The organism is Occallatibacter sp., from assembly GCF_049582745.1.
Taxonomy (GTDB): Bacteria; Acidobacteriota; Terriglobia; order Terriglobales; family Acidobacteriaceae; genus Telmatobacter.
The window spans coordinates 133,386-152,448 of the sequence record NZ_JBAUUO010000101.1 but is presented as its reverse complement, the minus strand read 5'-3'; the positions used below and the strand labels follow the sequence as shown (position 1 = coordinate 152,448).

At 54.4% G+C, this 19,063-nt stretch carries 14 protein-coding genes and 29 tRNA genes; 7 read left to right on the top strand and 36 right to left on the bottom strand.

Features of this window, described 5'->3' with window-relative positions; translation table 11 throughout:
- The first annotated feature begins 69 nt into the window (after nucleotides 1-69).
- On the top strand, nucleotides 70-1,989 hold the full coding sequence (locus WCA10_RS15705) for an FG-GAP repeat domain-containing protein (protein ID WP_472823451.1): 1,920 nt from the start codon (nucleotides 70-72) through the stop codon (nucleotides 1,987-1,989).
- Nucleotides 1,990-2,495: 506 nt separating this feature from the next.
- On the opposite strand, the gene WCA10_RS15700 is transcribed toward WCA10_RS15705, so the two are convergent.
- The 32 genes from WCA10_RS15700 to WCA10_RS15545 all read right to left on the bottom strand — a co-directional run bounded on the left by WCA10_RS15700 (nucleotide 2,496) and on the right by WCA10_RS15545 (nucleotide 9,115).
- On the bottom strand, nucleotides 2,496-4,238 hold the full coding sequence (locus WCA10_RS15700; protein WP_472823450.1) for an AIPR family protein: 1,743 nt from the start codon (nucleotides 4,236-4,238) through the stop codon (nucleotides 2,496-2,498).
- Between the two features lie 226 nt (nucleotides 4,239-4,464).
- Nucleotides 4,465-4,540: transfer RNA gene (locus tag WCA10_RS15695), tRNA-Gly, on the bottom strand.
- A 7-nt stretch (nucleotides 4,541-4,547) separates the two neighbouring features.
- Nucleotides 4,548-4,623, bottom strand: a tRNA-Ile gene (locus tag WCA10_RS15690).
- A 15-nt stretch (nucleotides 4,624-4,638) separates the two neighbouring features.
- Nucleotides 4,639-4,712 (bottom strand) — tRNA-Val (locus WCA10_RS15685).
- A 15-nt stretch (nucleotides 4,713-4,727) separates the two neighbouring features.
- A tRNA-Arg gene (locus WCA10_RS15680) sits at nucleotides 4,728-4,804 on the bottom strand.
- A 14-nt stretch (nucleotides 4,805-4,818) separates the two neighbouring features.
- A tRNA-Arg gene (locus WCA10_RS15675) sits at nucleotides 4,819-4,894 on the bottom strand.
- A 10-nt stretch (nucleotides 4,895-4,904) separates the two neighbouring features.
- A tRNA-Arg gene (locus WCA10_RS15670) sits at nucleotides 4,905-4,982 on the bottom strand.
- Nucleotides 4,983-4,986: 4 nt separating this feature from the next.
- Nucleotides 4,987-5,074, bottom strand: a tRNA-Lys gene (locus WCA10_RS15665).
- Nucleotides 5,075-5,156: 82 nt separating this feature from the next.
- Nucleotides 5,157-5,235 (bottom strand) — tRNA-Ile (locus WCA10_RS15660).
- A 6-nt stretch (nucleotides 5,236-5,241) separates the two neighbouring features.
- A tRNA-Met gene (locus tag WCA10_RS15655) sits at nucleotides 5,242-5,317 on the bottom strand.
- 2 nt (nucleotides 5,318-5,319) lie between these two features.
- Nucleotides 5,320-5,396 (bottom strand) — tRNA-Trp (locus WCA10_RS15650).
- Between the two features lie 192 nt (nucleotides 5,397-5,588).
- Nucleotides 5,589-5,665: transfer RNA gene (locus tag WCA10_RS15645), tRNA-Arg, on the bottom strand.
- 9 nt (nucleotides 5,666-5,674) lie between these two features.
- Nucleotides 5,675-5,749: transfer RNA gene (locus WCA10_RS15640), tRNA-Pro, on the bottom strand.
- Between the two features lie 82 nt (nucleotides 5,750-5,831).
- Nucleotides 5,832-5,910: transfer RNA gene (locus tag WCA10_RS15635), tRNA-Ala, on the bottom strand.
- 483 nt (nucleotides 5,911-6,393) lie between these two features.
- Nucleotides 6,394-6,469, bottom strand: a tRNA-Thr gene (locus WCA10_RS15630).
- Nucleotides 6,470-6,477: 8 nt separating this feature from the next.
- A tRNA-Thr gene (locus WCA10_RS15625) sits at nucleotides 6,478-6,552 on the bottom strand.
- A 6-nt stretch (nucleotides 6,553-6,558) separates the two neighbouring features.
- Nucleotides 6,559-7,119 carry an HNH endonuclease gene (locus tag WCA10_RS15620; RefSeq protein ID WP_472823449.1) on the bottom strand — a complete coding sequence of 187 codons (561 nt, stop codon included), beginning with the start codon at nucleotides 7,117-7,119 and terminating at the stop codon, nucleotides 6,559-6,561.
- Nucleotides 7,090-7,165 (bottom strand) — tRNA-Thr (locus WCA10_RS15615). Before WCA10_RS15615 ends, WCA10_RS15620 begins: the two co-directional genes overlap by 30 nt.
- Nucleotides 7,166-7,180: 15 nt before the next feature.
- Nucleotides 7,181-7,255, bottom strand: a tRNA-Gly gene (locus WCA10_RS15610).
- Nucleotides 7,256-7,263: 8 nt separating this feature from the next.
- Nucleotides 7,264-7,340, bottom strand: a tRNA-Gln gene (locus WCA10_RS15605).
- A gap of 74 nt (nucleotides 7,341-7,414) precedes the next feature.
- A tRNA-Gln gene (locus WCA10_RS15600) sits at nucleotides 7,415-7,490 on the bottom strand.
- Nucleotides 7,491-7,497: 7 nt separating this feature from the next.
- Nucleotides 7,498-7,573: transfer RNA gene (locus tag WCA10_RS15595), tRNA-Asn, on the bottom strand.
- Nucleotides 7,574-7,882: 309 nt separating this feature from the next.
- A tRNA-Glu gene (locus WCA10_RS15590) sits at nucleotides 7,883-7,957 on the bottom strand.
- A gap of 9 nt (nucleotides 7,958-7,966) precedes the next feature.
- Nucleotides 7,967-8,043, bottom strand: a tRNA-Asp gene (locus tag WCA10_RS15585).
- Between the two features lie 15 nt (nucleotides 8,044-8,058).
- A tRNA-Tyr gene (locus WCA10_RS15580) sits at nucleotides 8,059-8,147 on the bottom strand.
- Nucleotides 8,148-8,152: 5 nt separating this feature from the next.
- A tRNA-Ser gene (locus tag WCA10_RS15575) sits at nucleotides 8,153-8,240 on the bottom strand.
- Nucleotides 8,241-8,272: 32 nt separating this feature from the next.
- Complete coding sequence (locus tag WCA10_RS15570) at nucleotides 8,273-8,500, bottom strand: hypothetical protein (protein WP_472823448.1); 228 nt, start codon at nucleotides 8,498-8,500, stop codon at nucleotides 8,273-8,275.
- A 41-nt stretch (nucleotides 8,501-8,541) separates the two neighbouring features.
- Nucleotides 8,542-8,629 (bottom strand) — tRNA-Ser (locus WCA10_RS15565).
- 43 nt (nucleotides 8,630-8,672) lie between these two features.
- A tRNA-Ser gene (locus WCA10_RS15560) sits at nucleotides 8,673-8,763 on the bottom strand.
- A 12-nt stretch (nucleotides 8,764-8,775) separates the two neighbouring features.
- Nucleotides 8,776-8,866 (bottom strand) — tRNA-Ser (locus WCA10_RS15555).
- A gap of 10 nt (nucleotides 8,867-8,876) precedes the next feature.
- Nucleotides 8,877-8,961, bottom strand: a tRNA-Leu gene (locus WCA10_RS15550).
- Between the two features lie 74 nt (nucleotides 8,962-9,035).
- A tRNA-Leu gene (locus tag WCA10_RS15545) sits at nucleotides 9,036-9,115 on the bottom strand.
- A 472-nt stretch (nucleotides 9,116-9,587) separates the two neighbouring features.
- On the opposite strand from WCA10_RS15545, the gene WCA10_RS15540 reads away from it, so the two are divergent.
- From WCA10_RS15540 to WCA10_RS15530, 3 genes are all read left to right on the top strand, one after another.
- Nucleotides 9,588-10,787: an RtcB family protein gene (locus tag WCA10_RS15540; RefSeq protein WP_472823447.1), complete on the top strand. Its 1,200-nt coding sequence runs from the start codon at nucleotides 9,588-9,590 to the stop codon at nucleotides 10,785-10,787.
- Between the two features lie 95 nt (nucleotides 10,788-10,882).
- Nucleotides 10,883-11,338, top strand: a complete 456-nt coding sequence (locus tag WCA10_RS15535; protein ID WP_472823446.1) for a DIP1984 family protein — start codon at nucleotides 10,883-10,885, stop codon at nucleotides 11,336-11,338.
- 256 nt (nucleotides 11,339-11,594) lie between these two features.
- Nucleotides 11,595-12,272: a metallophosphatase domain-containing protein gene (locus tag WCA10_RS15530; protein ID WP_472823445.1), complete on the top strand. Its 678-nt coding sequence runs from the start codon at nucleotides 11,595-11,597 to the stop codon at nucleotides 12,270-12,272.
- A 389-nt stretch (nucleotides 12,273-12,661) separates the two neighbouring features.
- Here the strand turns inward: WCA10_RS15530 and WCA10_RS15525 are convergent, their stop codons facing one another.
- From WCA10_RS15525 to WCA10_RS15515, 3 genes are all read right to left on the bottom strand, one after another.
- Nucleotides 12,662-13,567, bottom strand: coding sequence for an ArdC-like ssDNA-binding domain-containing protein (locus tag WCA10_RS15525; RefSeq protein WP_472823444.1), 906 nt, complete (start codon nucleotides 13,565-13,567; stop codon nucleotides 12,662-12,664).
- A 361-nt stretch (nucleotides 13,568-13,928) separates the two neighbouring features.
- The gene (locus WCA10_RS15520; RefSeq protein WP_472823443.1) at nucleotides 13,929-15,203 is read right to left on the bottom strand and encodes a type II toxin-antitoxin system HipA family toxin; all 1,275 of its coding nucleotides are present in this window, start codon (nucleotides 15,201-15,203) and stop codon (nucleotides 13,929-13,931) included.
- Nucleotides 15,193-15,492 carry a helix-turn-helix domain-containing protein gene (locus tag WCA10_RS15515; protein WP_472823442.1) on the bottom strand — a complete coding sequence of 100 codons (300 nt, stop codon included), beginning with the start codon at nucleotides 15,490-15,492 and terminating at the stop codon, nucleotides 15,193-15,195. The genes WCA10_RS15520 and WCA10_RS15515 overlap by 11 nt, the downstream gene beginning before the upstream one ends.
- A gap of 316 nt (nucleotides 15,493-15,808) precedes the next feature.
- Between WCA10_RS15515 and WCA10_RS15510 the strand changes: the two genes are divergently transcribed.
- From WCA10_RS15510 to WCA10_RS15500, 3 genes are all read left to right on the top strand, one after another.
- On the top strand, nucleotides 15,809-16,243 hold the full coding sequence (locus WCA10_RS15510; RefSeq protein WP_472823441.1) for an antitoxin Xre-like helix-turn-helix domain-containing protein: 435 nt from the start codon (nucleotides 15,809-15,811) through the stop codon (nucleotides 16,241-16,243).
- Nucleotides 16,244-16,933, top strand: a complete 690-nt coding sequence (locus tag WCA10_RS15505) for an RES family NAD+ phosphorylase (protein WP_472823440.1) — start codon at nucleotides 16,244-16,246, stop codon at nucleotides 16,931-16,933.
- 151 nt (nucleotides 16,934-17,084) lie between these two features.
- Nucleotides 17,085-18,026 carry an HNH endonuclease gene (locus tag WCA10_RS15500; RefSeq protein WP_472823439.1) on the top strand — a complete coding sequence of 314 codons (942 nt, stop codon included), beginning with the start codon at nucleotides 17,085-17,087 and terminating at the stop codon, nucleotides 18,024-18,026.
- Between the two features lie 21 nt (nucleotides 18,027-18,047).
- On the opposite strand, the gene WCA10_RS15495 is transcribed toward WCA10_RS15500, so the two are convergent.
- Complete coding sequence (locus tag WCA10_RS15495; protein ID WP_472823438.1) at nucleotides 18,048-18,983, bottom strand: HNH endonuclease family protein; 936 nt, start codon at nucleotides 18,981-18,983, stop codon at nucleotides 18,048-18,050.
- Nucleotides 18,984-19,063 lie beyond the last annotated feature (80 nt).

Here is a 19,063-nt window from a genome sequence, read left to right as displayed (position 1 = left end):
CTCCACAACGCTAGTTCAACTTGCTCGGGCTTAGTCTGGCGAGAATTGTGATTGATTAGGATACAAAGGATGGCTACGAGTTCAAAACAGCTTTACCGGTTTCGTATAGAGAGGGAGACCTCCCATGGAATCCTCGCGGCGGTGGATGGGAGCGATGAGTCAGTCGTCATTTTGCTTGAAGTGACACCCGATCCACTGAATCTGGAGTTTGCGTTCAAGACGCTCTCGGATCTGGCGGATAAGTTTGGATGTGAGAGCTTTACCAATGACTCCCAATTCTATTTTGTAGCCAGATCTGAACAGCAACGGGATCTCATCTGTGATGAGATCGGTAGGGCTGGACTTGGATGGTTAGGGAACAATGTACCCGCAAGTAAGCCGATTGTGAGCCAATCAGTCACAGGTACGAAGCCTCTTACTGACCGCAAACGCAAGTCAGCACCACCTCCAACTTTCGGCTCGTTGGAGGAGAAAAGCGGTAGCAGAGGTCCACTCTTTTTTGGGATCGGCCTCTCACTAATCGCGCTGATTGGGGTGATTTGGTATTTCAACGTGAAACCTCCTTCTCCGCCGCAAGCATCGCAGGCGGTGTCCGCTCCGCTTTCAGGTCAGGTGACGGATCTCCGGCCACCGCAAGTATCACTTCTCAACCATCCAACATTTACGCCATCACCTGCTGCGAGTTGGAATGATCAGAACGTTCGCGGGATCATTACGTTCAAGACCGAAGACAAGGTCCAGAGTATCGTCTATCCCAACGGCTCACAATTCACTATGAAGTCCGACCTCTTCTCTTTCACCTCGACACCTTCAGCCAAACTCAACAATGAGTATGGAACCGTGGTTTTGGGGTCGACCTACTCGTTGACTCAGCAGAATATGCCGTCAACATGGCAGGTGCAGTTTCAGAGCGACCAAGCTAAGGACATTAACGGAGATGGCTTTCCTGAGCTTGTGCTTTCAGACTACAGCGGGGGTGCACACTGCTGTACCACGATTGCGGTCATTTCCTTAAGACCGCAGGGCCCATTTGTCGTTTTCGATGAAGAGCTTGGTTCCGGTGGTGCCGAGTTTAAAGATCTCGACGGTGATGGGCGCCTCGAAATCCGTCGTGATCGCCTATTCGAATACGCGCTGGGCAGCTTTGCTCAGGGCACTTTCGGCGTCCCGGTTATCTACGGTGCTGGAGCGGATGGAGTGTACCGTGTCAATACACGAGCTTTCACTCAACTTATTTCGAACGAGTATGATGCAGCGAAGCAAACTTATGAAAAGGCATCATATGACACGCAGACCGAGTCAATGGAGCGAGATCGAGATCTGATCGATCTCTTCTTGCGGGCGTATCTTGCCGGTCGGCGTCCCGAAGCCTATGAAGAACTCAGCCAGCTGAAGCCGATTGAAAGCGACCTTGCTTCGAAGCCCGATCCACGAGACATCCTTGAAGATGCACTCAAGAAAGTGGCTCCGGAAGTCCTTCAGGAACCTGAATGGCAGCACATCAAAGCCGGGGTGCTCGCAAATCCTGCACCGACCGCACAAGCGGCCGGCGCAGAGGGGGATCGAGCTGTCAATCTTGTACAACCAGACCCAAACGTGCGCGCTGAACAGGCGGTCAAGCAACTATTAAATCAATGGGTGCAGTCGTTCAAAGAGAAAAACTTGGCGAACCAAGTAAATTGTTATGCGCCTCAGGTTGGAACCTACTATCTCCGCCACGATGTCTCTCGCGCGTTAATCGAGGAAAACAAAGCACGTGCGTTCGCAGCTATCAAGGACATCCATGTCTTTGACCTCGCAAATATTAGGATGGTAATTGACAGTCCGACGCAATTGACAGTCACTTTCGATAAAACCTGGGACACAACTTTGATTTCAGGCAAACGGTATGCGGGATCGGAACGGGAACGCCTCGAGATCATGGTCGTCGATGGTGAGTGGCTAATCCAAAGTGAGATCGAGGAGAAGATCTACTACGTGATTCATTAGGTGATCGGCCTCTGGCATATTGGACAGAACTTCGCTAGAAATCCGCATTTGCACGAGAGTGCCGCATTGGGCACAATCTGAGCAGCGTCGGGCCCCGACGTTTCTGGCGGTATGGAAGGCCCGCTTCTTAGTTGGGACGGTTCGCAGAATCTCAGAATCCGGTATTCAAAGGGCATGGTCCAAGGTTTACTTAGCCTTGTGCACCTCATGACCTTTGGGGCATTTGATGGTATTGACAAATGTGCCGGTGCGCGCATGTCCATAGCAGAGATACTGTTGGCATTGTTGACACCAATAGGCGTCGTAGGTCGAGATTTGGTGTCCACCGGGAACACACTGAACCTTTTCGGCCATCTCACTCCCCTGTGCTGGATGCAACGCAATCGTAGTTGATCTAAACCGGCTTTGCCCGGTAAGTTCCTTTTCGCTCCGCCGGCACAAAAGTTTGTCAGGGGCAATACACCTAACTTATACGCCGTGTATGAGTGCGACGACGCGGCGACGCGTTACGGATTAGCGAGAAAGGTCCGAATCATGGCAAACGGATTTTGAAAAGTGAGTAAGCCTGCAGTCAGCGCTCGGACTTGTGTCGCTACAGTCGCGAGGTGGGCGCTGGAACGCACAACCTCATAAGGTGGAGCGGGCAGGTTCGATGCCATCAAGGGCAGCAGAAACGAAAGGGCTGAGGCCCATGCACTTGTTGCGGGTTGATGATTCGATATCACCTTATCCTGTCGGAAGCGAAAGGTCGATACGTTCGGGACGGAGCGACCTGCTATTTCTTCCCGCAGGTGGCTAAAGGTAGCCAAGACAAACTGTTTCGAGGCTGGAAAATCGATTAATTGGAATTGCGCCTGTTCGATTTGAGTCGCTAGATTTGAATTCAGTTTTACTCTGAGCGCAGACTTGACCTCGTCATAGGCCCACCCCAGGGTCTGCACCGCATACATGTGCTCGATGGTGATGGAGTTCGGGAACACTTTCGCATATGTCGCGTCAGATTCAAATATCTCAGCTTTAGCTCGAATCGCTGTCTGTAAGTCTCCGCCGAAGGCACAGAGCATCTGCCCGATTTGTTCGGCGAAGATAGAGCTGCTGCTGTGTCTATTCGAGTCGCGACGGTGAACGTATGAGATTCCTTTTGCAGCGAATTCATCCTTAATCCTGATTTGGAGTGAATCGTTGCTCCGTCTATCCCACGCCACGATAGAGTTCTGCGTATTGTTGCCGGCGACGATCTTTCCGATGAGCGTGTCATCCGAAACTCGAATCACTCGCGCCAATAGAGAAACATGTGACGCGTGTAGTGCGCCAGCTGCAAAGAGCGAGCCGGTTGTTTGCGCTCCGTTTACAACCGAGAGGCCCGATACCCGAAGTCGGCGGGGGTTATCAAGCAACTTTGCCTCGTTTGTAATAAGTGTGACGCCATTGTTCAAGATGAAAAATTCATCTGGTCGCTGTTGTGCCGTATCTCGGATCGTGTTGTTAACATTTCGAGCGTTTTTTCGGAGGCCGAGAAAGTCTCGCAAGTTCGCGCTGAAGAGTGCGCTCTTGTGAGTTTCATAGAGCTTTCTGAGAACTTCACCATTTAGAGTCAAAACGAATGAATCCCAGTTGTTACCCGGAACCTTGATGACCCCGTCGGACACTAAATCGATCTCCTCAGTAACTTGAATTATTCCAGTGGAGTTCAGATAAAGCTCTTGAATGCTCTGCAGACCCAGTTCGACTGTTTCGATGGTCACGCCTTGGCATAGCGAAAGTCCGCCGACCATGGTCTGCAATGTATCCAGTTCAGCCTTGACTGTCGGAGAAATACACGCGTTATGGGCGTAGGCGAAGATGATCCGACTTATGGATTGATCTGTTAGGCACTTGCGTAGCATTTGCGCTTGAGATTTGATGACCGGCGGAACCGCGTCGATATCAGCCTGCAATAGCCATGCGGCGGCGGTGTTAAGGTCGGAAGCCTTATTCGCTGGCGCCGTGGGCTGACCCCATTGCTGTGCTGAGTAGCCTTGCGCGACATAGGCTAAGCTATCTGCTTCGCTAATGTAAATGATATCGGCCTTCTTGTCGGCTGGATCATCAGTGAGACTGTTCGATGCAAATGACGCGAAGTCATCGATATCGAGATAAAGCGCAGACGCATACAAAGGGAGCGCATTATCCCCGAATTGGATCAGTTCGGTGTGTAATTTGAAGTCGTTTACGAAGGAAAAGCTATTTGCTGCTTGATCGATCGTCATTTATCCCCCAGTTATGCTTCTACCCGTCAAAACGCTTTGGTGCCACCAGCATCTGTCGCTGTTGAGTATTATCGCCTGTAAGGGGCCTTGAGTGTGGGCATCGCTCGCCATGGGAGAATTCGTGGGTTTGTTGATTACCGGCCGACCCAGCATCGGACTCTTCCGAATGCGCACACACGATCGGCGATGTCGCGTGTGCGGAGAACTTCCGGATCGATCAGAGTTTTGGAGCGGGCGGTGGGAATCGAACCCACGTACTGCCAGGTTGGAAGCCTGGTACCTTACCGCTTGGCGACGCCCGCTCAAGAATGGTCCAGGGAGTGGGAGTTGAACCCACGACCTCGCGATTATCGATCGCGCGCTCTGCCAACTGAGCTATCCCTGGATACAGAATTCAAATTGGTGCCGGGTGCAGGAGTCGAACCCGCGTAGCTTGCTTGTAAGACAAGCGTTCTTCCGTTGAACTAACCCGGCTCTTGGTTGCAAAACTGGAGCGCGTGATGGGGCTCGAACCCACAGCCTTCGGCTTCGGACGCCGACGCTCAATCCGCTTGAGCTTCACGCGCGTGGACAACAACACTGGAGCCGCCCGCGGGACTCCAACCCGCATCTTCATCGTTAGGACCGATGCGCTCTCTGCGTTGAGCTAGGACGGCGTAGATGATTTGGAGCGCCAGGCAGGGCTTGAACCTGCGTTTGACGGCATTAGAAGTGCCGTGCCTCATCCATCTCGGCCACTGGCGCGTGTTGGTGGAGCCGGTGGGACTTGAACCCACATTGGGATTTCTCCCGCTGATTAAAAGTCAGGTCTCTGCATCCAATTCGAGTACGACTCCAAAGTTGGTGGGCCACCGGGAAGTCGAATCCCGTCCGAGCGGTTAAGAGCCGCCTATGCTGCCGTCAACACCTGTGACCCATTGGTGGAGGTACCGGGAGTTGAACCCGGAGACTCGCGCTTATAAGGCGCGGGCTACATACCGATAGCAGCTATACCTCCAAAGCTTGGTGGCTGCGGTCAGATTCGAACTGACTACCTTGCGCTTATGAGACGCCTGCTCATCCGCATGAGCTTCGCAGCCGCTGGCGAGGGTGGCGGGCATCGAACCCGCTTCATTCGGCTTTGGAGGCCGACGTTCTACCAGTCTGAACTTCACCCTCATTTTCAAAGAACAATAAAAGACCCCGACCTGGGTCGGGGTCTGGTGCTCATTCGACGTATGCACTCAGACCCTCAAGACACGACTCCCCAAATGACCCGCTTGCCGGTCATTCTGACTATGTCGCGTTTGAAGGTCCTAAGTATCATGTCAATTCACCATCAGAACGTTCGAGAAACTGTGGTTCAACTTGTGGAGCGTCCGGCAGGACTCGAACCTGCGTGCACTTCGTTCGTAGCGAAGGCCATCAATCCCCTCTGGCACGGACGCTCAAATCTTTGGTCGGGGAACTCAGAATTGAACTGAGACCACGTGCTCCCAAGGCACGGATGCAACGCATTACACTATTCCCCGTGGTGCCAGCCCAGCGAGTTGAACGCTGCTCTCTCCGTTTTCAGCGGAGCGTATCGACCGCGCATACGCGACTGGCGAAATCTGGTGGACCGTGTGGGAATTGAACCCACCTGACTATCCTGCTTGCAAAGCAGGCGACCACCCAAGTAGTCCTACGGCCCAAATCCTTACTTGCGCTGCAGCCGCACATACCAACGCGGCGGCCATTCGTTGTGGTCTCTCCACCGAGACGATTCGTATGGATGAAGACCGTTTTGTTGAAGACAATGCCTGGACCAATCTCGATCGTCCGGGACTTGGAAATGCTGGCCGCCATCTCGGCCCCAGCAGTACACCTCATTCCAAGGGCATTCGAGACGATGCGGCACAATTGCCTCATCGAAATCAACGGTCTTCCGCGGCCACTGATTCTGCTTGCGACGAACTCCGCGCGCTGCGAGGCGCTTGTCATCCGCCGCACTTCTCGCACCCGTCACCGCAGCAAACGGGGAGCGATACGATCTGCTCATGAATAGCGTTCCTTTGGACGCCTAATGCATGGCAGTTCTCCTTTCTTGAAATAAGGGTGGCCGGTGGGAGTTGAACCCACAAGAGACATGAGTCACAGTCATGCCCGACATTCCGATAGTCGGCACGGCCACAGTTGGAGCACCCGGGGCTACTCGAAAACCCATTCTGCTGATTACAGGTCAGCCGCTCTTCCACTTGAGCTACAGGTGCAATCTTGTTGGAGCCGGCAGCAGGGCTTTAACCCGCATCCTTCGCCATACCGAGGCGACACTCTGGCATTGAGCTATGCCGGCCCGAATTCAGTAGTACAGATACTTCCTCCACTTCTCCTCGCCGATTCCCGTCTGGCGCATGAAAGCACGAGAGGTGTGAATCGTCACTCGGCGCGGCTGGCGAAGCAGCTTCATGCCTGCTTCCGCTGGCGTCCTGTCTGCCTTCCGTGCGTTGCAGTCTCGACATGCAGCGACCAGGTTCTCCCACGTGCTCTGTCCGCCTCGAGCGCGCGGAACCACATGCTCCAGTTCCAATTCGCTGCTCAAAAACTTGTCGCCGCAATACTGGCAAATGTGTCCGTCACGGATGAGGATGTTCTTCCTCGACAGCGTCTGGATCCGCAGCGGCAAACGCCGATACTGGCGAAGACGAATGACACATGGCAACTGCACGCCGACATGCACAAACCGATCGTGTGCCTCTTCGATGACGGCAACACCCTTGATGAGCAACACGAGGGCGCGGCGAGCCCGCGTAATGTTCACGGGCTCATAGCTCGCATTGAGCACTAGTACCGGCATCGTCATCGCACTCGTCATATAGCCTTTCTTGCGTCCTGGAGCTGGCGGCCGGAATCGAACCGGCATTGTCCTCGTTACGAATGAGCTGCATTGCCCTCTCTGCCACGCCAACTTCAAACCATTTGCTTGGAGCGGCCGGCCGGAGTTGAACCGGCGATCTCCGCGCTGGCGACGCAGCGTCTTACCGCTCGACTACAGCCGCTCATCTTCTGGCTCCGGGAGGGGGATTCGAACCCAAACCATCCGTGGTTCCAAAGACCACTGTCCTGCCATTAGACGATCCCGGAACATTCTCCTTTCGTCTTCGCCTAGACACACTTCACTTATCCATGCCAGTTACTCCACTGACATAGTTACTAACTGGCTGGCGAGCAAGGTTTCGAACCTTGACTTTCCGCGTTCAGAGCGCGGCGTGTTCCCAGTTACACTACTCGCCACTAATGTTGGCTGCGCAGGCGGGAGTCGAACCCGCATAACCCTGATTAACAGTCAGGTTCTCTGCCAGTTGAGATACCGCGCAAGTTGCCAAGAAACTAAAAAGCCCCCGACCTTGTTGAAGGCCGGGGGCTCGAGTCTCCTGAATTGGAGCTAAATCTCGCTAGTCCGGCCAGAACACGGTAATACCCTGTCGCGTCGCTTGCGCCCACGCGGTTGGTATAAATCCGTGATTGACTCGGAGCATCATGACTTTTGTACTTTACCCCGACTTAGTTTCAAAAGTCAAATGCAAACGCTACAACTATTAGTCACTCAGGGTATTGGGTACTACCATTTCGAACAATTGAGCACATCGTGAACGCGGAAGTGCGCACAGCGTTCCCGGAATCTTTGGTCACGCCGACCAGAGTTGAACTGGCATTCGCGCCTTGAAGGGACGCTGGCCTAACCGTTAGCCGACGGCGTGATAAATTGTTGGCGCGGCCGACCGGATTCGAACCGGCATCTGCTCGATCGACAATCGAGAGCTTTTGCCGCTTAAGCTACGGCCGCGGGTACACAAAGTTTTGGTGGGTGTGGAAGGATTCGAACCCTCATTACTCCAAAGAGCCCCGGGGTTACGGCCCGGTGGGGCAACCAGTCGCCCCAACACACCCACATTTGGCGGAGAGGGCGCGAGTCGAACGCGCAAGTCCCAAAGGCACGTCCCGCTTCAAACGGGATCGGCTTGCCACTTGCCGAACCTCTCCAACAGTGATTGCGAAGACCCTCAACAATCGAGTTACGTCGCTCGCACAAACGTTCCGTCCGCTAGCGCCTTACGGATATATCGCATCAGAGTGATCGCCTTGAATTCCGCCGTCAACGTCGCTCCGCCGATGTCTTCAAGCGAGACCGGAAAGTGGTACTTCTGCCCTTCCACATCGACGGTGTAGAACATGTTCCCCGTGCGATAGAAAGAGAACCTGGCCATGTTGTCCTTCACAATCTGCTTGATACTCGGCATCATTTGATTCATCCTCTCTGCCCTGAAAATGCCTGCGCTTCAAATGGCGGTAGCGGCGCGAGTCGAACGCGCAAGCCCCGAAGGTACGTCCCGCTTCGAACGGGATGGGCTTTCCAAATGCCCAACGCTACCCCCACCCCAACGACGAAGACCTGTCGCCGGGGACCCCGATTCTTGGCGGTAGGAGCAGGACTTGAACCTGCACACGCATCGCTTGCGTGAGCCTCGCCTCCAACGAGGTGCGATACCGTTCCGCTCATCCTACCGACGAAACAAACTGGCGGAGACGATCCGATTCGAACGGATGGTGCCTTTCAAAGGCACTCCGCGTTAGCAGTGCGGTGCCATAGACCACTCGGCCACGTCTCCATTAATCTCCTGGTGGGGATGGAGAGATTTGAACTCTCACGCGCGAAGGCACTGGTTTCTAAGACCAGCGTGTCTCCCATTTCCACCACATCCCCACGACTTATTAACTCCGTGCAACCTAGATACACGTCGAGCGATCAGGTTCCTAAGCACAAACCTGTCGACGAATTGGTGGGCTCCCAGGGACTCGAACCCTGAAGATGTCACAGCTCTTGAGGCTGCCGCGTCTGCCGATTCCGCCAGAAGCCCATAAAACAAAAGCCCCTCGATTTCTCGAGGGGCTTCGGTGATTCTGTAGATTCTACCTAAATCAGCCGCACCCCTCCATGCCCAGCAAATCGCTGAGTGATTCGGACAGATACGACTTGAATAGGTTCTTCACGAAAACGAGAATAACCCAGATCTGGATGAAGTGCAACTAACTTTCTGGTTATTACCAGGAGTAAGTAGCGTATTCACCTTCAATGTGTGTTGCTTCTTTTTGAAAAGTAGGGCATGATGACATTCATGCTGAATCGAGTTCCATCAACGACACATCACGAAGCGAAAGGCCTCCGGCCGTATTCGCAAGATGAGGTTGTGTTCATAGGACTCGATTGGACAAGCGCGTAGCGCGTTTACCCAAAGCAGACTTCGAGCCCCTGGCCTGATGGTCGGGGGCTTTTTCGTTGGGGCGTAAAAACTGTTGTCGCGATTGTGCCTTTAGCAGCGACGCAAGCAAGTGAGGAACACTCAAGTGGTGCGCATGGAGATTTTCGATAACCAGATTCCCGTGTTCGGTCAGGCTGATGATCGCACGCTGAACCAGATTCGTGTGTGTGCACGCACTGCCGACAAGGTCGCACTGATGCCTGATAACCACGTCGGCTACGGTGTGCCCATAGGCGGAGTGGTGGCATACAAGAATGCGATCAGTCCTACCGGTGTCGGCTACGACATCGGCTGCGGAAACAAGGCCGTTCGTGTGGATATGCCCGGCACGGAGTTGCGTGCGCGCATTGCCACGATCATGGACGACGTTTGGTCGACGATCAGCTTCGGCGTTGGTCAAAGGAACAGTGAGAAGGTGGACCACGCGCTGTTCGATGATGTGGCGTGGAAGCTGAAGGCGATTTCTTCTCTCAAGGAGATGGCGCGTAACCAGCTTGGCACCGTGGGCAGCGGCAATCACTACGTAGACCTGTTCACGGACGAAGAGGATCGCGTGTGGATTGGTGTGCACTTCGGCTCGCGTGGATTGGGTCACAAGACAGCTACGCACTTCTTGAAGGCCGCCGGCGCTTCGGACGGGATGGACGTGGAGCCTTGCGTTCTTTCAACCGAAAGCGATCTTGGAGCTGAGTATCTCGAGGCTATGCGTCTGGCCGGTGACTACGCCTATGCAGGTCGTGACTGGGTCTGTGCCCGCGTCGCCCAGATACTGGGAGCGCCGATTGTGGAAGAGGTGCACAACCATCACAACTACGCCTGGCGCGAAGAGCACGAAGGCGAGCAGTTGTGGGTTGTGCGTAAGGGCGCGACGCCGGCCTTTCCGGGCCAACTCGGATTTGTTGGCGGCACGATGGGTGAGCAGTCGGTCATTCTCAAAGGAGTCGAAAACGAGCATGCACGTTATTCGCTCTATTCGACCGTGCACGGCGCAGGCCGGGCAATGGGTCGCCGCGAGGCGACTGGCGTTGTCGACCGCAAGACCGGAGAGGTCAAGCGTGCCGGCAAGGTCACTCCCGAGATGATGCGCACGTGGGTGGATCGCGCTGGGATCGAATTGCGAGGTGCCGGACTGGACGAGTCACCCGACTGCTACAAGCGTCTCGATGAGGTGCTCGAGGCTGTTGGCGATACGGTGCGCATCTTGCACCGTCTCACCCCAGTCGGAGTCGCAATGGCCGGAGCAAACGAGTTCGATCCGTACAAGGACTGAATCATGAATCGGATTGATCGCGCAGGGTGGAAGTCGCTCTGCGCGGCCAATCCAAAATCAGGCGCGTTATCGAAAGGGCCTGAAAGGGAGGCGCCATGAAACTAGCGGAAGCACTGGCAGAGCGTAGCGATTGCCAGGTCAAAATCGAGGAAATAAAGAAGAGACTGATCCGGTCGGCTCGCGTGCAAGAAGGCGAGCAGCCTGCCGAAGATGCGTCCGAACTTCTGGCTGAAAGCGAACGCGTATTCGTGCGGCTTCTGGAACTCGTTAGCGCAATCAACCGCACCAACTCGAAAACTGCCTTCGACAAGGAGCAAACGATTTCAGATGCGATCGCCGAACGGGATGTGGTTGGCAAACGTCGCGACTTTCTTGCAGGAATCGCGGAGGCAGGAAGCACCCGGCAGGATCGTTACTCGAAGTCGGAGGTGCGATTTGTTGCGACGGTGTCTGTTGGCAAACTGCAGGCCGAAGTGGATCAGCTGGCGAAGAGATATCGCGAACTGGATACTCGGTTGCAGGAACTCAACTGGAAAACCGAATTGATCTGAGCAGTTGGTAACTCTTGTTTGCGGTGAGCACAAGCCCAGCCGGGGGCCAAACCGGCATCTGGTGGCTTTGTAGAGCCTCAGTCGAAGGGTTCGACTCCCAAACGCACAGTGCATGCTCCGTACAGTCACAAGGGCACGGTGTATCGATCACTAGTTACTACCGCGTGCTGGGCCGACAAGGGTGAGGGTGGGACAGGGGACGCTCAGATCAAATAAGAGCGGGCGCTTCAAAGCGCCCGCATATTGAAGGGACTATATGCCTCGGATTCGCATTGTATGCATCAGCGATACACACGGCCAGCACGCCAAATTGGGCGTGCCGGATGGGGACGTGCTGATTCATGCCGGCGATTTCATGGCGTTCGGCGATACCCCGAGCGAGATTGTTGATTTCAATCAGTGGCTGGGCGGACAGCCCCACCAACACAAGATTGTCATTGCCGGAAATCATGATTGGATGTTCGAGCGTCATCCCGGAGCCGCTAGAGAACTCCTCGGCAATGCAATCTATCTCGAAAACTCAGGCACGGAAGTGGCGGGTTTGAAGATCTGGGGATCGCCAGTTCAGCCCGAATTCAACAATTGGGCTTTTAATGTCGCTCGCGGCGCTGCGATCAGGCGGTATTGGGAAATGATCCCCGACAGTACGGACGTCCTGGTTACCCATGGACCACCGTTCGGCATGCTGGACAAGTCACATCCTTCTACCGCTCACCTTGGCTGCGAGGAACTGGCGAAAGCCGTCGAGCAGATCAAGCCCAGACTCCACATCTTTGGCCATATCCACGGTGGTCATGGGCAATTGACTGCAAGCGGAATGTGCTTCGTGAACGCGTCAGTGGTCAACGAAGCGTATCGGCTCGTTCATGAGCCACAGGTTGTCGAGATCGACGTCTCTTCTGAGCAGGCGGCGCCGATACCGTGCATCCGCTAAAGTAGCGATTGCCGTACTCGTTACGTCAATTGGTTAGATCTAGAGTTCAGGAGTGGCTACAGATGCCTCGCAGGACAACTCTGTACATCGATATCGACGACACGATCATCGCATAGATCATTGCGGCGGCGTAGTCATCTGCGCGCGGGGTCGTTCCGATGATTCTGTGGGTGTGATGTTGAGAGAATTTAGATTCTTCAGACAGTGTCTGGAGAATTCGAGGCACGGCACAATACCAGGCGAATCCTTCAAGTAGGGGCAACCTTGCAATTGTGCTACGCAGGTTCACAATTGCAAGGTTGCGTAATCAATGTTGCTAGCGCTCGCGCAATAAATACTTGGGTTGAAGAGCGGACGGCCGAAAGCCGTCCGCATCTTCGCTCTCTCGATCAGCTGGCTCGCGTCAGTGCTGGCTCTTCGGCGGCACCTTCTGCGGAGTTTTCAATTGCGGCGAGAATGACAGCGGAGGTCTTCTGGATCACTTCTAAGCTTTCGGTAAGCAGCGCGGCATTGCCGTTGTACAGGTGGATGTAATCAGCCGATGCCCGGCCGGTCTCAAGTCCGATGGTCTTTCCGACCACAAAGGCCACGGCCTCGGCCTCGGTTTCGCGTAAGGTCTTGGTGGTGGCGGTGCGGCGTTCGGCTTTGTGCAACATCTCGTGCGCCAGTTCGTGCACAAGGGTTGAGAACTCCTCCGCGGAAGACTGGCCTGGAAGCAAGGCGATCTTGCCTCCGTAGCTCATGCCAAGTGCAGGGGCGATGCTCTCTTTGAACTCAAGCGCGATGCCCTGGGCAATGACAAAATCCACGAGGCGGTCGCGGTACTCTCCGGCGCTGCCGGAGACGCGCCCGGAGAACTCGGGAAGATCTTTGCCTTCGGTTTGGCTCACGTCAAATACGTACGCGGCGCGGAACCCAACCAAAACGGCCTGATTCTGAGTTTGAGTGTCTTTCTCGGATTCCTCGTCCTTCGTCCGGCGAACCCCGATTACGGGAGCGAGAATGCGGATGCCACGCTCGCCCTTCTTGACCTTGCGGCCAAGCTGATTCCACGCGTAAAGGCCAGCAACGCGGGTTGCGTCCGGCTTTTGCCGTGCAATCTCCAGAATGTTGCCAAAGCTGTAATTGTGAAACTTGCCCATCGCGGTGAGGTAGGTGGAGAGGGCCTCCGAGTGTCCCTGCTCCAACTGTTCGATGAGGGATTGTATGTTGGCCGCGATTACCTCTTTCGCGGTCTGCTTCTGCGGCTTGTTGCTCGGTGTCGACTGATTGGCCACTGCGGCGGTGGTGTTCATGATTGCTTCCTCCTTGGGCTGTCGTACTGGCCTTTGCCCTTAAATCGGGCGGCGGCTTGTACATACATGCCGAACGCCTCCTGGCGAAGGCGGGGGGTAGCAAGTGCAAGCTGAGGGGTATCCCCACCCTTGGAACGTGAGCAAAGCGGCAAGTGGAAAGGGCGGAGCGAAGCGGAGGTCTGCACAAGCGAAGTGCGGAAGATTGGGGAAGCGGCTTGCGCGCGCGGGTGGGGCAGCCCCCCCTAGGGTTTTTGCTTGTGCTGTCTTTGGAGGATTCGGAACATCAGAACATTAAGACAAACAATATAAGTGGGCCCGCGCAATGCAGAGACCAAACGCGGGCATGATCGCCGTTGCCGACTCAATCGTTGCTTATTCCTGGAGGGGCACCATAGAACGCAAATGGATTGAGGAATTGCCGGTGCCAAAGAAACTGGCGTTCTGTTTGCGTCAATGCTCCTTCGTCGCAGACGCGAGTCCAATTCAACCGGATCGTGTCGACTTGATGCTTGATAAGCATCTTGGCAGTTTCTGCATCAAGCAAGAAGCGTGGCGCCGCCCCTAAACAGACCGACAACTGACTCATCCGATTGTCGTCATGGATCAACATCGCCTGACTTGCCTCGTTCCCCGTTCGAGGTTGAGGGCAGACATCATAGGCTGGCGTCAGGGTCAGATTTGCGCCATCCCAGAAGGCAGCATGATTGCGCGCGTGGTCATCCGTGTTGCCACACAAAATGTTGAAGACGATGCGCCCAAATAGTTCGCGCAGGGTTTCGTTCGGGTCGGTGAAGCGATGACGAATGAGATCGGCCAGGTCTTGATAGCTGGCATACATCGCCATCATTTCATCTAGACCAAATAATGTGAGCGCAGATACCATGGCGTTCCGCCGCCACCCCTTGTGCGCCTTTTCACGATCGAAGCGTTCGATCAGCAAGACGTCCTTTCCGAGGACGCCTTCGAGCTTTACGGTTGCAGCATTGAGGCCAACCAGCCTCGCAAGCTTCATGGCAACGAATTCCGCTTTGACGACGTTGTATATGTCAGAGCTTGTCGAGAACTTCGCGATGTACTTTCTGTCATCCGCAGTAATCAACACCTTGGGCCGTGCACCTCCCAGAGACGTACCATGCTGAAGTGCGTTACCGAGTCCTGGTTCGAGCGGTATCCCTTTTTCTACGGACTCTGCAGCCTGCATAAGCTCGCTCAACGGCGTATGGTCTGCGACCCGAGGGGTGTATTTTGTAGCGGACAATTGAAAGTCCAGTGCGCCTGTCCGATCTGATCCTGATTCCAGAAGATAGGTCAGCTCGCTCAATTCCTGCTTCGAAGCATCCTCTCCCTTTAGGCCGAGCTTCCGATTAATGAGGACGCGACGCCCCCAAGCATCGGGCGATGCATCTCGGATGCAGCTCGGCATGGACAAGCCTGGAAGCAGAGGGATCTCTCCAGGTTTGAGCGGCAATTCTGGGTCATAAATCGCGATGGCGTTTTTCCGGTTCAGGTAGCTCCTGCCATAGTTGAAGACCAGCTGGTTTCCGATTTCGGTGAGCAGTCCTGCGACGACGGGCTCCGTTTCGTTTGGCAGCCAGATCCAGACGTAGGCTTCTTTGTATTGGTTTTTAGAAGTCATCTTTTACTGCCCTCTTGGGTTTGCGGGCATATTTGGGTAGCAGACTCAGCATCTCTCCAGCAAAAGCGCTGTGAGCGCCCAATCGTTCTTTGTCTGATTCAAAGAGAGGTACTCCGGCTATGGCGGCGGCCTCAAACACGGGTCCGATCGCGCAGCCGGGATCACCCTTTTCAATGCGTTGAACCAGAGAACGGGAAACCCCCATACGGCTTGCCATTTCTTCGCCAGTAATCTTTCGGTCAATCCTACCGGCGCGGATCATCTGCCCTAATAAGGTCAGAACTTCCATGCTGTATCGGGAATACGCACGGTGCCGCGGCTTGGACATCGGAAACCTCTGGACTATGAATAAGTCATATAGCGCGTATGTGGCTTATTTATGAGTCATTATGCGGCTATTGGGAAGAGATGTCAATCGCCCCATGATCCATTAATAAGTCGAATTTCAACAATGTGATCTATTTATGAACCACGAGATGCGACGAAAGCACGCTTCAGAGGCGCGCTGACCCCAGAAAATGCGACCTGATGAAGAATCAGCCATCCAAATATAGACAATATTATGTCTCAAATGAGATGTATAATTTGACGTTAGGAGGTGTTTCATGGCAACCATGCCTGCATTTGCCGCGGCTGGATACCAGTTCGAAGCGACACCGGATTTCAGCAAACTTGAAACGCGCGAGCGCCTCAGCCAGTCTGCGATGGATGGTCTGTTTGCGATTGCGGACAAGTGGCAACTCCCGGTAGAGAAGGTCGGCGATCTGCTCGGCGGCATTCCGCGTTCGACCCTATACAAGTTGAAGACTGCCTCCGGAACTCTAAAGCAGGATGAGTTGACGCGCATTTCCTATGTTGTCGGAATCTACAAGGCGCTTCATATCCTGCTTCCGGCCGAACACGCAGACCGCTGGATGACTCAGTCTAACGACAACTTTCTTTTCGGCGGTCAAGCTCCGCTTGACTACGCGATTCGGAACGGCATTCCGGGCCTGCAGCAAATCCGTAGCCTCCTCGATGCGGCGAGGGGCGGGCTATAGTTGGCACACCTCGGCGATTTCGATCAGCAGGGTACACACAGGCTGATCCCTACGGCTTACGCGACCGAGAGCGTTCTTGAGTCTTTGTCTCTTCCGGCAAACGTCATCAGCGACCTGACCGAGCTCGACGCAGCGACCAATGAACGCAAGGTTGCCGAGCGCGGGGGAAATCCTGCGATCAGTCCTGGCGAATTGCTTTACGGCGTCCCCGAAGCACATATCGTGAATGCTGCCTTCACGCATCCTGGACCGCATGGCGGACGATTCAATGACTCTCGAAGAGGAGCCTGGTATGCGGGCATCGAGCTTGAGACATCGATCGATGAGGTGGCCTTTCACAAGCGCCGCTTCCTGAAAGATGCCCGGATCGCGGAACGGCTCAGCTTCGACTATGCGGATTTCCTTGCTGATTTTTCAGCGCAGTTCCACTTTCTCGATGACTCGGAGCGCGAGCAATGTCTTCAACCCGGTCCGATTCCTCAGTGCTACGGTCCATCGCAGCCGCTGGCCAATTCACTTTTGTACGCCGGATCGAGTGGCATCGTATACCCAAGCGTTCGCCGTTCGGGCGGAACCTGCATAGCCTGCTTTCGGCCGGCCCTCGTCTTCCATCCGCGCCGTGCCAAGCTATACAGCATCACAGTAGCTTCGGGGGACGACAAGATTGAGAGTAGTGAACTCATTAGGTAGTTCTCGGCGACCATAGTCGACTTTCTCGAAGGTTAGCTGAATGTGAATCGCAAGAGATTTTTGGATCGTTGAAAAGATCTCATCTTTTCATCTGTGATGTTATTGCCATCAACTGTTCGTATCCTGCGATATACTTCGACTTCGCCAGAAAATGCGGATCTTTGTTGCGGTCACAGACAACGATTGGTTTACGCTCCACGCATCGCTTGATCGAGTGGATGAGGTGAACTTTTGGCGACCGTCGCCGGATGCGACATTCAAAGCGCTTCAACCTGGAGAACTACTCCTCTTCAAACTTCACGCGCCTCTAAACTATGTTGTCGGTGGTGGTTTCTTCGTTCGGTTTCTCCAACTACCTGTCAACTTGGCTTGGGATACCTTCAAGGAAGCTAACGGTGTCCGGACGTTAGCAGAGATGCGGCAGCGGATCGCCTTCTACAGGCGTGTCCCGATCCTTCCTAATGAGAATCCAAACATCGGGTGCATCATGCTCGCCGAACCATTTTTCTGGCCGAAGGATGCCTGGATTCCGTGTCCCAATGATTTCAAGCTCAATACCGTTCAAGGGAAAGGCTATGAGACCGAATCGGGTGTCGGACGAGAGCTGTGGACCGCGGTAAGCGAACGAATTCAGAAGCAATTGCCAGCCAGCCTTATGCCAGGCACAGCAGCGCTCGCTGCCGTCGAATCGCGGGGATATGGTAAACCGCAGATTATTCTTCCGCGACTGGGCCAAGGACTGTTTCGAATTCTCGTGACCGACGCATATCAGCGTCGCTGCGCAATAACCGGCGAGCGGACGCTCCCGGTTTTGGAGGCCGCCCATATTAAGCCCTATACGGTTGTGCAGCGGCATGAGATATCGAACGGACTTCTAATGCGCAGCGATTTACATCGTCTATTTGACGACGGTTATCTCACCATCGATCCAATTGAACGCAGGGTAGTGGTGAGCAAACGAATTCGAGAAGAGTTTGAGAATGGCAAAGATTATTACGAGCTAGAAGGTACGCAACTTCGAGAACCGATCGAGACTTGGGCAAAGCCTAGCATTGAGAATTTCGAGTTTCACGCCTACAACGTATTTCTATAGCTCTTGAGAACGCAGAAGGAATTAGGCAAGAAGGCTGGACCACTTGCCACGCAATGGAACGAGCGTCTGTTTAGTCTGCCAGGTCAATCCCGCCGAAACTGAGGCGGCGCTATAAGCCCAATGCGCAATTCGAATCGTTGACGTGACATCGTGGAGTACGCCGAGTCGGTCGAATTCAGAGGCAAGTCCCTTCCCAAAGCGGTTGTTTCGTTCGACCCAGACTTCCAAGTGCTCTTCTGACGCGAGCCTGTCTCTTTTCGCCAAATTGCACTCGCGATGTGCGGCAACAAAGTTGTGCCCGAGATCCAGAGAGTAGAGCGCCCAGGGCACGAAATGATCTATATCCAGTTGATTGCTCATGGGCTTCTGACAGTAGAAGCAAAGATTGTCCTGAAGATCTCGTAGAGGACCCTTGACCAGTAGAAGTGCCCCTCTCTTAGCCCCAAACAGGAATTCATGGAGATCGGAAGACTCACCAATAATTGGCAGATTCTGCTGCCGTACCCACTTCGCCCAAGCAGCCTGAACCAGCTCTGCAACTAAGCCATGAAAGCGGCGAAAGCAAAAAGCCACTCCTGGATAGAGCACGATCTTGCGGGGCGCCCTGGAAGGGGGGGGATCATACAGAAAGGGAAGGCGGTCACCGCCCACATTCTGTAAGTACCTCATCGGCATTGCGCGAACATTAGCAGCGATCTTTCCGATCACATTACGCCAGTCTGCTTGATCACGGTGCGCCGCGCTGAGCGAGTCTCCATACTTCGACCTCGTCTTGCGAAGCAGACTCACGACCACGGGGGGCTTGCCAGTATTCTGACGCAACGTTTCCCGACCCAGAAACGGCAGCGTTTGTCGCCAGTAGTACTCGACAAACTTCTCAGCAATTCTTTCAGCCTCAAGTTCCAGGCACGACCCCGAATCATCTCCGCACTCGACTGATAGATCCGCCAAAGCCAAGAGCAGTGCATACTTGTACGTTGCGGTAAACAGACCTTCTCCGAGCAGTCTCTGGATTCGAAGTAGGAACTGAACTTGGT